Origin of the sequence: Mycolicibacterium palauense, from assembly GCF_002592005.1 — a bacterium.
Classification (GTDB): domain Bacteria; phylum Actinomycetota; class Actinomycetes; order Mycobacteriales; family Mycobacteriaceae; genus Mycobacterium; species Mycobacterium palauense.
The window spans coordinates 130,569-144,003 of the sequence record NZ_NVQF01000004.1; the positions used below are offsets into that span (position 1 = coordinate 130,569).

The following is a 13,435-nucleotide window of genomic DNA, read 5'->3' on the forward strand; positions in this document are numbered from 1 at the left end:
GGCGATTTCCGTCGCCGGTCGCTCGGAATTCCTTCAACTTCTTTGCGCTGGGCGGAGTCGCCACCACAGGGTGGTGTCAGCCGTTCGTGACGGGCCTGTCCTCGCGGAGGCGCCAGCCTCGGCCGAGTCCGGGTCCTAGCCGGTCCCTCGCCGCGCACGCCGGCCGGCGTGTGGGAGTAGACAGGTATCTTGTGGAGCGCGAGGACGACGACCTGGCCGCGGTGGCCGCCCTCGTCGGCTTCCTGCGAGCCGAGGCGCTGACCGATCGACTGGCTGCGGTCGAGGAAGAGCTTGTGGGTCGCTCCGGAGCGGCCGGCGCCGAAGCCGCTGCTGATCGCGGCCTCACCGGCGAGATGCTCGCCGCAGCGCTGACCGTGCGTTCGCAGGTCGGGCGGCTCAGTGACGTCATACACGCCTGCACCATCGCTCTGGCGCTTCCGCACATCCTCGAACCCGGAGAGCAGATCGCGGTGCGCCCCTCCTTGGGCGCCGGCAACGATCCCTCGCGTCCGTTCGATCTCGAAACCGACCGCCGCGTCGCCGAATTCAAGGCGGCGCAGTGGAATGGAAGCGACTCGTGGCGGCAGCGCACGTTGCTCAGCGATCTTGTGCACCTCGCGATGGACGAGTCCGGGCGCCGTGCGCAGCTCTATGTCGTGGGGCCGCGGCCGGCTCGTTACCTGCGCACTACGAGGAGTTCGGTCGGCAGGGTCCTTGCCCGAGCATCCGAGCGCACGCGGGAGCGGGTGGCCGCGCGGTTCGACCTGTCGATGACGATCGCGGAGTTCACCGCGGGCCCGGCCGCTCACGTCGAGTTGATCGATCTCGCGCGCTGGCTTCCCCAGCTCGCCGAACTGGGTGCGGTCGCCCCGCCGGATGTCGATTGATCGGGGACGTGGCGTTCAGGCTGCGTGTCGGGCGAGATCGTCGCGGATTCGCCAGTCCTGGCCGTTGATCGCCCAGCGGTCGTGGCGGGTGCGCCGCTTGTTGGCACTGGCATGTCGAGCGGTGCAGGAGATGCACAGGCACCAGGCCTGTTGGCCGCCAGGGGCTCGGAAGACTAGTTCGCCGGCGCGGCAGGCCTGCGCCTCGGTCGTGTGGCTCATGTCGTTGATCCTCCCGCGCGGTGCTTTTGGTTAGTCCATGTCCCAGTCGGTTCCCCAGGTTCGGGAGAGAAAGTTGTTGATAGCGCCGATGGTGGAGCAGTAGATGACGCCTGGCCGGCGGGGGTCCTCGGAGATGACGGTGCCGACGACGTGGACGCCCTTGCTGCCTGGTTTGAGGCGTTCGTAGATGGGGGCGCCGCTGTCGCCGTGGTCGGCGGGCATCTGGACGGCGAACTTGGTGTCGTCTACGGAAAGGACTGTGCCGCATGTCTCCTGGGTGGTTGCGCCGTATTTGCAGACCGTGGATCCTTCGTTGGGCACCCAGGGGTTGAGCAGGGGTTCGCGTGACATGAGGCTGTACTCGCTGGGGATGTTGGAGTAGAGCCGGATGGCGATCAGATCGGTTGCGGAATCGTGGATCTCGGGTATGAACTGCCCGATCTTGATGTTGCCGAGGCTGACTTCGGTGATGCCGTCCTTGTAGCAGTGGCCGGCGGTGTAGACGATGCTGGGGTTCTTGGGGTCGGGGAAGCTGACGGTGCACCAGCGGCCGCCGCTGGTGATCATGAAGCCGGCGGTGATGGCCAGGGCGTTGGCTGGGGTTGCTGTGGTCAGGGCGGTGATGGTGGCCATCACCGCGGCGGCCAGAGCCGTCAGTATTCGGCGCATCGTCAGTACCGCAGGGTTTCTCGTTTGTACTGCTCGTAGGCCTCGGGGGTTGGCGCGTCGGGCAGGACCTCGAAGGCCGAGGCGGGGACGGTGGTGCCGTTGGCGGCCGCGGCGGTCTCCATGCGTTCGCGCACGCCGAGGCGGCCGCGCATCGAGGCGACGCTGGCCACGGCGAGGATCTCGCGGGTCAGGCTGCGTTCGTTCATCTTTCGCACGTTCTCGTGCAGGAAGATGCCGTTGACGGCGCCGCCGGGAATGGCGGAGACACCGATGGTGCGGTTGCGGTTGAAGATCTCGTAGCGGTCGGGCTGCGGGGTCTCATCGTGAGGTGCGGTCATGGGTTTCTCCTGACGGGTGGGTCATGATGCGCGGGACGCGGCGAGCAGTTGACGCAGTTCGGGGTGCGTGGGCACGGGGATGGCTTGCTTGAGGTCCCAGATCAGCGCCTTGCGGTCGGTGTCGGTGACCGAGCCGGCCGCGACGAGCCAGAGGTCCTCGCGCTGGGCGTAGACCCTCAGGCCGAGGCGGGCGGTCTGGTAGGCCGCGGCAAGTGCGCCGGCTGCGTGTTGTCGCTGTGCCAGTTCGGCGGCGGCGGTGCTGCAGCGGTCGATGAGTTCGTCTTTGAGCAGCTGGACGGATCGCCAGGCGTAGTCCTCATCGGGGACGTCTTCGAACGGGGCTCCGCGGATGAGGCGCACTGCGGCGGTGAGCGCTTCAGTGCTGGCGCTTTCCGGGGTGTGGCCGACGAGGCGGTTGAATTCCTTCCAGTCGCAAAACATGTCGACGATGAGCAGGCCGCGGTTGTCGTTGCGGATGGGGTCGCTTCCACCCATCATCTTGCGGATCTGGGTGCGCAGCTGGCGGCGGTTGGAAGGGGTGACCTGCAGGATCTTCTCCTCCCACTCAGTGGAGGTGACGCCGTTGGAGGTGGCCAGCGCCATGAGCGCTTTGACGGGTTTGCGGACGCCTTGGCGGGTGACCGCGGAGTGTTTGACCGGATCGTTGGTCTCGGCGTCTCGGCCGATGGCGTAGACCGGGCCCAGGACGTAGAGGCCGGGCTCGGTGGGTTCTTCGGCGGGCCGGCCGGGTAGCGCTGCGATCGCGTCGTCGGGGCCGTCGTCGATGTCTTCGGTCACGCCGGCCAGTGGCGCCGGAACGGAGGGAAGGAGCACGGGGACGTCGACACCCGGTGCCGCCGCGCCGGCCGGGGTGGACTCGGCTGTGACGGATCCGTCGGGCCCGCCTCGATCCGGGGACGTGTCATCGCCGCTGGTAAGGGCCGTTTCGGGGGCGGGTTGGATTGCGGGCTGTTCGGGTTCTGCTGGGCCCGGTTCGGCCGGGGCGTCGGGACCGGGCAGTGGAGCTCCGATGACGGCAGTGAGGGTGAGATCTTCGTCAGGCGTGAGGTACGGGGACGTGTCATCGCCGCTGGTCGACGGGTCGCGATGAGGCTCGGCCGCCGTCGGCGCCGGCGCCGGGGGCGTGGCCGGGGACGTGTCATCGCCGCTGGTCAGCACGGTTGTCGGTGTCTGGGCGGAGGGCACCTGCTCGAGCAGGTCGCCGCGGGTGTCGGCAGCGAACGGGTTGTCCCCCGCCGCCGGCGTCTCGTCGACGCCCGCGGTCGCCGGCGCAGCGGCGGGCACCAGGACGTTCTTGAGGTGCTGCCACTGCGGATCGGCGACCTCCATCCTGCGCCAGATCGGCCAGTATCGGTTGGCCAGGTAGATGCCGGCCACCGCCTCGCTGCAGAGCACGACGTTGGCGGCGTCGACGGCCTGCGAGGACACGATGATCGGATGCGGCTGTTCGGCGAGGGGGGAGCTGGTGTGCTCCATGCTGAACAGCAGCGATGTCGTCTCGGGGACCAGGTGCGCGTCGTCGACGAGGTGCAGTCGTTCCGCACCGGGCACCGCAAGTGAGGAGTCGGTGATCGCGATGACCGCTTCTGGCGTCTTCGCCAGCGCCTGCATCAGCCACGACCGCATGATCAGAACGGGGTTGGCGCTCTCGATCCCGACATAGCTCGCAGCCACGAGGTTGACGACCAGGACCTCGTTGCGGGAGGTGATGCCGCCGACGACGTGGTGCGAGGCCGAGATGCTGCGCGGCAGCCACTGCGAGCGCAGCGGATGAGACCACCCCTGCTCGGCGCGGGTCCAGTGCTCGCCTTCGGGCTCGGTGGCCGGGTCAACCGGGTAGGCGGTGATCGAGGAGGCGTCAATGGACGCTGCGACCGCACCGCCGGGACCAAACGCCTCGATCAGCAACTGGGCGACGTTCTTCAGCGCACCGTTTCCAGCAAGCAGCCACCGTGTCAGCTTGGCTGCTTGCTCGTTCACGCAGGTGAGTCTATCGAGGCTGGGGGCCTGTTTCAGGCTCCGCGCCAGGGGCGTTTTCCTGCTGGGCGACCACCTCGCCGAAGTCGGGCAGATCGTGTGCTGCCTGGAAGATCTCGGCGATCTGTTCGGCGGTCTCCTGCCCGGCCGTGGTGACGAGTCGGGTGATCTCCTTGGCGATCTCGGCTGCGGTCTTGCGGTCCAGAATTCCGGGCTTGAGCCACAAATCGAGCAGCTGCCCGTTCATGTCGACCTTGACAGCGATGTCCTTGTCCTCCGAAAGGCGCTCTGCGGCGATGCCTTTCATCTTCTCGATGTGTCGGAGGAGATGGTCGTAAACCGTGTCGGCGTACGCCAGCGTGTTTTTCACATCGGGGTGAATGACGGCCATGAGGGATTCCTACACCATCCTCGTCGCGTCGATCGCCCTCGCGTTGGCTTCTTCCTGCGCCTTGGTCGAGGCGATGGAGGAGCGCAGCGCGGTGGAGGTCCGCGCGTTGTGCTCGGCGAAGGCCGTGCCGGCGATCTGCTTGCTGGCCATAAACTCCCTGATCTTCAGGTAGGTGCCGAAGTTCACCTTGCCGTGCGTGGCCAGGTACTTTTCGGCGAAGTCCGGGTCCCCCGATGCCCAGTCCGCCAGCTCCTGCGCGTTGAGGTCGTGCTCCTGGGCGAACTTCTCCAGCTCCGCGTAGTTGATCTGAAACGGTGCGCCGGAGGCGGCGCCGGGAGTGCCGGCGGGAGCTCCTTCGGGGGGAGGAGCGCCGTCAGTGGTGGTGTTGCTGATCAGCGACGCCGGGATGGGGCCGATCGCGCCCGGCCCCGCGGCGGCGCCACCGGGATCTACCGCCACGTTGTTGTCGTGCCAGCCCGGAGCGTTGAAGTCGTCGTCTGGCCAAGCGTCTGACATGGGATCTCACATCCTCGCGGTGTCTAGGTGGTGGTGGTCGGGGCGCGGAAGGCGCTGGCGGAGGCTTCGTCGGTGGCCTTCGTGGAGGCGATCGATCCGCGCAGGGCGACGGCTGTGTCGGCGTTGCGCTGGGCGTACGCACCCGCCTCGACCGCGCGACTGTCGTTGTACCCCTTGACGTTCAGATACGTGGCATAGGCGACTTTGCCGTGAGTAGCCAGTAGACGCTCGGCGAAGTCGGTGTCGGTCTTGGCCCACTGCGCGACCTGATCGGCCTGCTGGTCGTGGTTCTGCGCGAAACCCTCCAGCTGGTGGTAGTTGACCGCGAAGACGTCCTTGTCGGACTGGGCGGGCTCACCGTCGGACTCCGTGGTGTTGCTGGCCGGTCGGACACCCTTCTTCACGGTGTCGGGGCCGGGGATCCACACCCCGCTGTCCCCGAGCGGGATGTAGCCGCGCGGACCCAGATCGCCGGGCCTCAGGAACTTGATGTCCTCGATCTGGATCGGCTTCTCCCCCTTGGGTGGGGTGTAGGAGCCGGGGTGGAAGTCGTTGGCGCGGGGACTGGGGACCCACACGCCGGTGCCCCTGCCGAGTTCCTGCATGCCGTAGGGGCCGAGTGCACCCGGTGCGGTGACCTGAATGTCGCTGGCGTACAGCGGCATCCGGACATCGTTGTCGGTGACCGAACCGGGCCTGATCTGGTTGACGCGAGGGTCTGGGATCCACAGGCCGGGCAGCAGTTCCTGGTAGCTGTTTGGGCCGAGCGCGTCGGGGTCCTGCTCGACCACATCGGCGATATCGAAGGTGGTCATGAAGCTCTCCAATTCTCAAGGGTGGTCATAGCTGCTACTCCAGGCCTGCTGCGATGCGTTCCTGCTTGGTGGTGCGGGTCGCAGGCGGTGGGGCGTCGTCCTCGAACGGTGACGGCGGTGCCGCCTGCGGCACCGTGGAACTGGGCGGCGGCGCGGGCTGCTGTGGCGGGGCCTGTTGGGGCGCGGGGGTGCCGGCAGGTCCGGGCCCGGACAGCGGGACGCTATCCGGTGGCGGCTCGGCGGGAACCGAGGTGGGCGGCGGCTGGGGTGCAGGATGCGGGGCGTCGTTGGACGGCGGCGGCGCGGCGCCGGGCGGTGTGTGATCCGGCTGCGGCTGCTGCGGTGGAGCCTGGGGATCGGTCAGCGGCGGTGCCGAGGTGTGTGTGGACAGGGTGGGGTCGGTTTCGGTGGGGCGGAACACGCCTTCGAAGCCCTTCTGATCCTTGAACACCTCCTCCAGGGTGTGGATTTTGCCGGCCTCGCTGGGGTCGGCGACCAGACCCGGCGCGACCGCGACCATGGTCTTGTCCTGCCACTTCAGCACGTCCCCCGGCTGCATGTCGGAGGGGTCGACCTTGGCGCCGAGGTTCTTGCCGTCGCCCGGCAAATCCAGACCCGTTGGGCTGTAGGCCTTCTGGGCGGCGTCCCCGCCGGGTGAGGCCTTGTCGATGGCATTCTGTGCGGCGTCGGCGGCCTGCTGGTTCGGCGCCTCGACGACTTTGCCGTCGGGAAGTGTGACCGTGGGTTTCGAGCCGTTGGAGTTACCCGCGGGCGTGGCCGTGGCCGGCTGGTTGCCCACGACGGGCGGGGTCGTCCCTGCGACCGCGGCCGGTTCAGCCGGCGCGGCCGGAGGCGGCGCCGGAGTCTGGGGGCCCGCGTTGAGGGGGGTGATCGGCGACTTCTTGTCCTCCGGCTTGTCAGTGTCGGTCTCGGCGAGCTTGCTCAGGGGTTTGACCGCATCCGACAGCGGGGAGAGCGGGTTTCCGCCCCCGCCCATCGGGTTGCCGCCACCGCCGAGGCCTCCGAGAGGGTTCATGCCACCGAGGCCTCCGAGGGGATTGCCGCCCATCGGCATGCCGCCGAACGGTGAACCCATGCCGCCGTTGAGCAGGTCCTCCAGCCCCTTGTCGTCGGCCGGCGGAGCGCTCAGTGAGGGGTCCCCCGCGGACGGGATCGCCGGTGGCGGGTCCGCGGCCGGGCCCATCGGTGTCGGAGGGCCGCCGGACGGGTTGGACGGCACGTCCTGTTGGGTGTTGGCAGCCTTCTCCACTGCGGTCTTCACGGTGTCCAGCAGGGTGGACTCGGCCTGCAGCAGTCCGTCCCAGTCCCCCTCTTCCAGAGCCTTCGCAGTGGAGTTGAAGGTTCCGATCGCGTTGTTGATGGCATCGCGGCCCGCCTTGGTCACGTTGGCCGAGTTGTCGACCGCGGTCTTGAATGCCTTTGCCGCGGCGTCGAATTCGGATTCGATCCGCTTGAAGTCGGGTTTGACGTCGTCATAGGCTTCGATGCCGGACCGCTCACCGGTGTCGGTGCTGAACGGGAACTCGGGCAGCTCGCTGGTGGCCGGCGAACCGCTGCCGAACAGCTCGTAGAGACGTACGACGACACCGGTCATCTGGTTGGGAATGTCGGGGTCGACGTCGGTGGCCCAGGCCGGGTACTCGGGGGTGCTCATCCCGTCGGGCACGCTGACCTGCGTGCTCTGCAGCGGCGGCTTGTTGCCCGGCGCCGGCGGTGCGGGCCTGCCGTCGGGGGTCTGCTGCGGGACGGGCGTCCCGTCGAAGTACTTCTCCTTGGTGATCTGGTTGCCGTTCTTGTCGAAGTACTTGTGTTGCCCCGTGGCGGGGTCGATTTGGTAGTAGTCGCCGTTGGTGTTCAGCGGCGTGAACACACCGTTGGGCGACTCGTGCCAGCCGGGGCTGCCGGGGTAGTTGGCCGGCTGGTCGTTGAGCGGGCCGACCTGGTTGCCGCGGGAGTCGATCGGTGCGTATCTGCCGTCGGCCATCCGGCGGTAGCCGGCGGGTGGAAACGCTTGTCCCATCGGCTTGAAGTTCTGGTCGGCTTTGGTGAAGGTGCCGTCGCCGTTGTTGATCCAGTTCTGATTGCTGGCGCTGTCCCGGTAGGCGAGGGTACCGTCGGCGGGCACTCGGGTGCCGTCACCGAAGACCAGGTAGCGCTCGGCGCCGTTGTCGTCGGTGTTGTAGTGGATGTTGGGGTCGCCGTAGGCGCGTTGCGCCTTGTCGAGGTTGGTGGTCCAGTACAGGTCCTCCTTGTCGATCACGAAGTCCTGACCGGGCACCTCCCATCCGCCGTTCCAGGTGAAGCGCAATCCGTCGGTCGGCTCCCACGTCGTCTGCCCGTCGAACTTGTTGCCAGTCATGGTGTCGTGATACCTCCGGGTGCGATGAAGCGGTGAGCGCGGGAGTCGGGCGGGATGCGGCGATCAGAGGGCATAAGTCTCGCCTCCAGTGGGGTAGCCGCCGCCGGTGGTGGCGATGTGTACATGGTCGAAGTGGTTCGCGGTGATGCCGCCGCGGTTTTCCATCGGCCGTGGTGACGATCCCTCCGTGTACATCGTCTGACGCCAAATCGCATGGTCCAGGCCGTATTTCGGGGCGTTCTGCATGGCGAAGGCGAGTACGCGATCTCCCAGCGCCTTACCCTCTGCGCTGGAGTAGTTCGGGATCATGACGTCGATGGCCAGGCCGTTGGGGTGCCACTTGAGGGAGTCCGGCCGGACGCCGCCGATGTCGGAGATCTCGGGGAACGCGGCGCTGATCGCACGTGCCAACAGAATCGTGTTGCGCTGCAACCCCTTCTCGGATGCCACCCCCGGCGGGAGTGCCCCGTTGGGGGTCGCGCGGGCGGCCAGGCGGGTGCCCTCGGAGTCCCCTCCCTTGCCCGACCCCAGTGATGACAGCATGCTGGCCGGGGCCGAGGACAGCCCGGACAGTGCGCTCAACGGGTTACCGCCGCCCCCTCCTGAGCCGCCACCCATGCTCCCACCGGACCCGCCGCCCATACCGCCGCCCATACCGCCGCCGGATGCTGCGGCTTTGGCCTGCTGGTAGTACTTCTGGGCCAAGGAGTCGACGAGCACGCGGCGCATTTCGGCCGGCGGCATCTGGGTGCGTACCGCGTTGGAGCCGTTGGCCACGGCGTCGGCCTTGTTCTGCAGGGACGCCAGTGCGCCCATCGGGGTCCCCTCGACGGGCGCGAGTGCGTCGTCCCGGCTGATGTACTGGTTGGTCGTGTTGTCGATCTCGTCGCGTCCGGCGTTCACGTGCTCACCCGACTCGTCGACGACCGGTACCAGCGACGGGTCGACCTCGGCCAGCGCTGCGCTGATCTGAGCCTGACTCTTACGGGAGAGCACCAGGTGCTCGATGAAGTCTCCGAGGCCGTTGGGCAGCGCCTCCAGGCGTTGGCCGACGTCATCGGGGATGGTCGAGGGCAGCGGCGCAGTCACGGGCGTCCCCTCTCCGAGGAGACCTCGGAGTTGGTTGAGGATCGCTGTGATCTCGTCACGAGTTGCGCCGCCTGACGTCATCTAGGAAGTGGGCTCCGGCGCCGTGCCGCCCTCGGCCCCGCCGCCCGCACCGCCGGACTCGCCGTTGCCGTTGCTGTCGGGGTTACGGGGTTCCAGGGCCGCAGTGCGGGTCTGACGGCGCGGGAGCGCCGCCCTGGGGACGCCCAGGTCGACCAGCTCGGCGGGCTTCCAGCCCGCCTCGACGCACGACTGAGCGGCCTTCTCGATGTCGGTGTCCAGGCTCTGGATTTCGGCTTCCTTCACGGCCTTGGCGTCGAGCAGCTCGCCGAGGCGCTTCACCGAATCCAGACGCGCCGCGAGCAGCTCGTTGGCGCGTTTGGTGAAGTCGTTCTTCTTAGCCACCGGTGGAGGTTCCTTTCCCTGATGTTTCCATTATTGGCGATACTCGACGATTTTCCGCACGTCAGCACGTGTTTTCTTGATGGTTCGATTCGCCGAGTCGGTTGTGGGTGCTCACACGGCCGCCAAGTGGGTTTCGGCGAGGTCCCTGACCTCGATCATCGCGTCGCTGGCGACCTCTGTCTCCTCGCGCTCGCCGGAGATGGCGTCGCGCAGAATGAGCACCGTGGTGTCCTGATCGGGGCCGGGGCTGGGCTCCTCGTCGAGGATGGCCCACTCCCCCGTCTCGGGCTGGCACACGTAGTCGCCGATCTCCAGTTCGTCGACGGTGACGTGCCGGCTCTCGACGTCGAGGTCGACGTAGCTGTCCGCGAGCTCCTCCGAGGACGCCGGGCGGGGACCGCCGGGGGCGCTGCCGAAGATCGACTCCACGCCGCGGTCCTGGAAGTCCAGCCATCCCGGCGGTGCGTAGCCGGCGGCGTGCGGGTCGAAGTGCGGGTAGTCGGCGGCCTTGAGCAGAGGCAGATTCTGGTAGACGCCGAAGTCCTCGGGCTGGGTTGTCGGATCGGTCTCGGGCGGCATGATGATGCCGCGTTCGTAGAGTGCCACCGGGGGGCGCAGCTCGTCGACGATCTGCTTCTCGTCCTCGTCGGCGGGGTCGGAGGGGTCGGGGACGTAGAAGGCCTGCACTTCGGTGGGCCAGCCGGCACGGTTGAGGGCGGTGCCGCGCCCGCGGACTCCGATGGGGACGGTGCGGCCGGCGTTGGCGTCGTTGTGGATCATCATCGCGGCCTGGGTGGACAGCTTGCCCAGCGAAAGCCGTTGCGTGAAGTTGTCTTTCGCCTCGCCTTTGAGGAAGTCTGCGTCGGCTCGCTGCAGGGCGGCCACACAGTGGAAGCGGCTGGTGCGGCCGAGGCGCAGCAGTGAGGAGAACTGGCGCAGGGTTGGGCAGTCTCGGGGGGCGCCCTTGCCCTTGGTGTTGGCGTAGAAGGTCTTGATGGCGTCCTGGAATTCGGTGTACTCGTCGAAGACGATCATGAAGGGTTCTTTGGTCGACAGTGCGCGGCGATTGCGTTTGTAGAGGTTGTAGCGCTGCTGCATCTCCTTGTAGATGGTGTTGACCAAGGCGATCGCCTCGTGCGGCTCGGTGAGCACGGCGACGACGTTGGGATAGGTGCGGTAGCTGGTGAATTCACCGCCCTTGAAGTCGATGATGAAGATGCGCACGCCCAAACGTGCGGCCTGCACGATCGCGTTGTGGATGGTGGCGGTCTTGCCGGTTCCGGTGGGTCCCATCAGCAGCATGTGCGGGTTGACCTTGAGGTTCCATTCGATGACGGTGCCCTCTTCGTCGACGGCCAGCGGGATGGCGGCGTGGTCGTAGGTGGCGCATGCCTGCTCCACGGTGGACACCGGCGCCTGCACCGGGGGGTAGACCTTGGTAGGCAGCTCGGGGCGCTGTTCGAAGATGGCGGTGCCGGCGAGGTGGTCGAAGCGGGTGGGGCGCCAGCGGCCGGGCAGCAGGTCGCTGATCTTGCGGGCGATCGACCGGATGCGGTCTGTGCCAGACAGTTTCGCGCCGATTTGATGGTGGACGGTGAACTGTACGAGGTCGCCGCTTTCGGTGTACTGCAGGTCGGTGACCGTAGCTCCGGAGCCGAACAGTTCGGTGCTGGCGATCTGCTCGCGAAGTCCGCGCACGGTGGAGGTCTCGGTGTTGACGCTGGCCAGGCTGGCAGTGATCAGCTGATCGGTGGTGGCGTAGGACAGCGTGTAGTGGGAGCCGACGGCATCGTCGAGGCGGCGGCTGAGTTCTGGCTTGAGTTCTTCGCGGCGGCCGCGGTAGGCCAGGACGATGGTCTTGGGTTTCTCGGGTTGGCCATCGATTTCCTCGTCCCATTCGGTGATTGCGACCAGGCGGCGGCGGGGCAGTTCGTCGTAGCCGAGGTACGGGTAGAGCGCCCACTCGATTTCGTTGAGGTAGCGGGCGCGTTCGCGGCGCTCGCGCAGCTTCTCGGTGAGCAGGTCGGCCGCGGCGTAGGCCGCGATGACGCCGATGGCTGCGGCGATCAGGTCGGGGATGAAGGGGATCAGCGCGAGGATGAGGATGCCGCCGATAAGGGCGGTGGCGGCGACGACGGGAGCCGCCACGGGCGGGACGGGACGGCGGTCGTCGGGGTCGTGCTGGACCGGTGCGGCCATCCGGATCCCGATCATGACCGCGGCGCCGATGCCGATGGCGATGGCGGCCAGGGCGGCGACGGCCAGCAGGGTGGGTCCCGCTCCTCGGGGGTTGGCGCCGGGTAGGGCCAGCAGTGGGTTGCTGGTGGTGAAGTATCCGTGGCGCAGCGCCCACGAGGTTGCTGTGGCGGCTCCGCTGAACCAGAGGGCGCCGAGCACCACGGGGACGGCGAGGATGGCTACGAGGCCCGGATTGCGTTGTGCGGTTTCGGTTTTAGCCATATCAATAGCCCTTCGGTGGTGCGTAGGGGTTGGCTTGCTGCACCTTGGACATGAGGTCGGAGCCGTCGGCGGACACCGAGTATCTGGTCATGACGTAGTGGATGGCGGCCGCGGCGTTGGCGACGGGATCGAAGATGTCGCGCGAGGTTCCCGGACGCCAGTGCGCGGCGAACGTGGGCTCGATGGTCTGCATCCATCCCTTGGATGGAGTCCCCTTGGCGGCGTTGCTGTCCGATCCGTTGACCGCGCGGGGGTTGTTACCCGACTCGCGCTGACCCATGGTCAGGAGACCGGGTAGCCACTTGGCGACTGCGCGGGGATCGGTGATGCCGTTGGCGGCGAGGGCCCTGATGGCCCAGGCCTTGGGTCCGCCGGCGGCGAGCAGGTGCTGCTGTTCCTGGTCGTCGGGTCCGCTGGCGTTGAGGTCCTTGAGATAGTCGGCGGACATCGACTTGATGGTGCCGGCGTTGAGCGAGTCCTTGCCGACCGCATCGGTGAGCACCGCGCCGGCCTGCTGCAGCCCCTGGGCGATGGTGGTGAGCACACCGAGTTGGCCCATCGGGGTGTTGGCGATGGGACCCATCGCCTGCAGGGCTGTCTTGACCTGGTTGACGATCTGTTCGATCTTGTCGCGGCCGAGGGTGGAGTTGGCCGCCGAATCCTCCAGGGAGGAACGGAGTTTGCGCTCCAGGTTGTCCATGGCGCGGGCTTGGTTGGCCTGCTTGTCGACGTCGGATTGATAGGCGTCGCCGGCTTGTCCCTGGATGCCGGTGCTGGCGTCGGTCGAGCCGAGGCGGTCGAGGACACCTGCGGGGAAGCCGCTGGAGTTCGGCATGGCCGGGTTGCCCTGGCCGAACTGGTTGAGGATCTGCCCGAACGGAGCGAGGAGGCCCGACCCGATGCCCATCAGCGCAGACGGCAAGCCGGCCAGGGGCTCTGCCAGGCCGGAGAGCATGCCGGCTGCGTCTTGCGGGCTGATGGGAGGTTTGGCGGCCGCGGCGGGATCGGCCGCGTCGTCGGGAGTGGAGGGCGAGCCGCCGGCGCCGCCCTCCTCGGCGTGGTCGTGGCCGTGATTGTCTGCGCCGCCTGCCGGCTCGACGGCGGCGGGGTCCCCGGCGGCCGGTGCGGGGGTGGCTCCCGGAGTCCCCGGCGGCGTCGTTGCGGCGGGTTGTGCTGGTGTCGGCGTGTTGGTGGTTGTCTCTTATACACAGTGGACGCTGCCGACGATCCTCGGTGTGTACGCATGCGTG

Annotated in this window: 13 protein-coding genes; 1 reads left to right on the forward strand and 12 read right to left on the reverse strand. The window is 67.7% G+C overall.

Features of this window, described 5'->3' with window-relative positions:
- Positions 1 to 191 precede the first annotated feature (191 nt).
- Positions 192 to 887, forward strand: a complete 696-nt coding sequence (locus tag CSR00_RS03150; RefSeq protein ID WP_218014409.1) for a hypothetical protein — start codon at positions 192 to 194, stop codon at positions 885 to 887.
- 15 nt (positions 888 to 902) lie between these two features.
- On the opposite strand, the gene CSR00_RS29970 is transcribed toward CSR00_RS03150, so the two are convergent.
- From CSR00_RS29970 to CSR00_RS03210, 12 genes are all read right to left on the reverse strand, one after another.
- The gene (locus tag CSR00_RS29970; RefSeq protein ID WP_141564253.1) at positions 903 to 1,106 is read right to left on the reverse strand and encodes a hypothetical protein; all 204 of its coding nucleotides are present in this window, start codon (positions 1,104 to 1,106) and stop codon (positions 903 to 905) included.
- Between the two features lie 30 nt (positions 1,107 to 1,136).
- On the reverse strand, positions 1,137 to 1,775 hold the full coding sequence (locus CSR00_RS03155; protein ID WP_099020946.1) for a chymotrypsin family serine protease: 639 nt from the start codon (positions 1,773 to 1,775) through the stop codon (positions 1,137 to 1,139).
- 2 nt (positions 1,776 to 1,777) lie between these two features.
- Complete coding sequence (locus CSR00_RS03160) at positions 1,778 to 2,113, reverse strand: PDDEXK family nuclease (RefSeq protein ID WP_099020947.1); 336 nt, start codon at positions 2,111 to 2,113, stop codon at positions 1,778 to 1,780.
- A gap of 21 nt (positions 2,114 to 2,134) precedes the next feature.
- Positions 2,135 to 4,114, reverse strand: coding sequence for a hypothetical protein (locus tag CSR00_RS03165; protein ID WP_099020948.1), 1,980 nt, complete (start codon positions 4,112 to 4,114; stop codon positions 2,135 to 2,137).
- 10 nt (positions 4,115 to 4,124) lie between these two features.
- Positions 4,125 to 4,502: a hypothetical protein gene (locus CSR00_RS03170; protein WP_099020949.1), complete on the reverse strand. Its 378-nt coding sequence runs from the start codon at positions 4,500 to 4,502 to the stop codon at positions 4,125 to 4,127.
- Positions 4,503 to 4,511: 9 nt separating this feature from the next.
- Complete coding sequence (locus CSR00_RS03175) at positions 4,512 to 5,018, reverse strand: type VII secretion target (RefSeq protein WP_099020950.1); 507 nt, start codon at positions 5,016 to 5,018, stop codon at positions 4,512 to 4,514.
- A 23-nt stretch (positions 5,019 to 5,041) separates the two neighbouring features.
- Positions 5,042 to 5,833, reverse strand: coding sequence for a hypothetical protein (locus CSR00_RS03180; RefSeq protein ID WP_099020951.1), 792 nt, complete (start codon positions 5,831 to 5,833; stop codon positions 5,042 to 5,044).
- 34 nt (positions 5,834 to 5,867) lie between these two features.
- Complete coding sequence (locus tag CSR00_RS03185) at positions 5,868 to 8,213, reverse strand: hypothetical protein (RefSeq protein ID WP_099020952.1); 2,346 nt, start codon at positions 8,211 to 8,213, stop codon at positions 5,868 to 5,870.
- A 63-nt stretch (positions 8,214 to 8,276) separates the two neighbouring features.
- Complete coding sequence (locus tag CSR00_RS31725; RefSeq protein ID WP_176561878.1) at positions 8,277 to 9,302, reverse strand: VldE C-terminal domain-containing protein; 1,026 nt, start codon at positions 9,300 to 9,302, stop codon at positions 8,277 to 8,279.
- 81 nt (positions 9,303 to 9,383) lie between these two features.
- Positions 9,384 to 9,725, reverse strand: a complete 342-nt coding sequence (locus tag CSR00_RS03200) for a hypothetical protein (protein WP_099020955.1) — start codon at positions 9,723 to 9,725, stop codon at positions 9,384 to 9,386.
- A 111-nt stretch (positions 9,726 to 9,836) separates the two neighbouring features.
- The gene (locus CSR00_RS03205; RefSeq protein WP_099020956.1) at positions 9,837 to 12,185 is read right to left on the reverse strand and encodes an FtsK/SpoIIIE domain-containing protein; all 2,349 of its coding nucleotides are present in this window, start codon (positions 12,183 to 12,185) and stop codon (positions 9,837 to 9,839) included.
- A gap of 1 nt (position 12,186) precedes the next feature.
- On the reverse strand, positions 12,187 to 13,140 hold the full coding sequence (locus CSR00_RS03210; RefSeq protein WP_099020957.1) for a DUF4226 domain-containing protein: 954 nt from the start codon (positions 13,138 to 13,140) through the stop codon (positions 12,187 to 12,189).
- Positions 13,141 to 13,435: the final 295 nt, after the last annotated feature.

What these genes read in the sequence shown, in the direction of transcription:
- CSR00_RS29970 (WP_141564253.1), bottom strand. Translation starts at nt 1,106, where the DNA reads ATGAGCCACACGACCGAGGCGCAGGCCTGCCGCGCCGGCGAACTAGTC.
- CSR00_RS03155 (WP_099020946.1), bottom strand. Translation starts at nt 1,775, where the DNA reads ATGCGCCGAATACTGACGGCTCTGGCCGCCGCGGTGATGGCCACCATC.
- CSR00_RS03160 (WP_099020947.1), bottom strand. Translation starts at nt 2,113, where the DNA reads ATGACCGCACCTCACGATGAGACCCCGCAGCCCGACCGCTACGAGATC.
- CSR00_RS03170 (WP_099020949.1), bottom strand. Translation starts at nt 4,502, where the DNA reads ATGGCCGTCATTCACCCCGATGTGAAAAACACGCTGGCGTACGCCGAC.
- CSR00_RS03175 (WP_099020950.1), bottom strand. Translation starts at nt 5,018, where the DNA reads ATGTCAGACGCTTGGCCAGACGACGACTTCAACGCTCCGGGCTGGCAC.
- CSR00_RS03180 (WP_099020951.1), bottom strand. Translation starts at nt 5,833, where the DNA reads ATGACCACCTTCGATATCGCCGATGTGGTCGAGCAGGACCCCGACGCG.
- CSR00_RS03185 (WP_099020952.1), bottom strand. Translation starts at nt 8,213, where the DNA reads ATGACTGGCAACAAGTTCGACGGGCAGACGACGTGGGAGCCGACCGAC.
- CSR00_RS03205 (WP_099020956.1), bottom strand. Translation starts at nt 12,185, where the DNA reads ATGGCTAAAACCGAAACCGCACAACGCAATCCGGGCCTCGTAGCCATC.
- CSR00_RS03210 (WP_099020957.1), bottom strand. Translation starts at nt 13,140, where the DNA reads ATGCTCTCCGGCCTGGCAGAGCCCCTGGCCGGCTTGCCGTCTGCGCTG.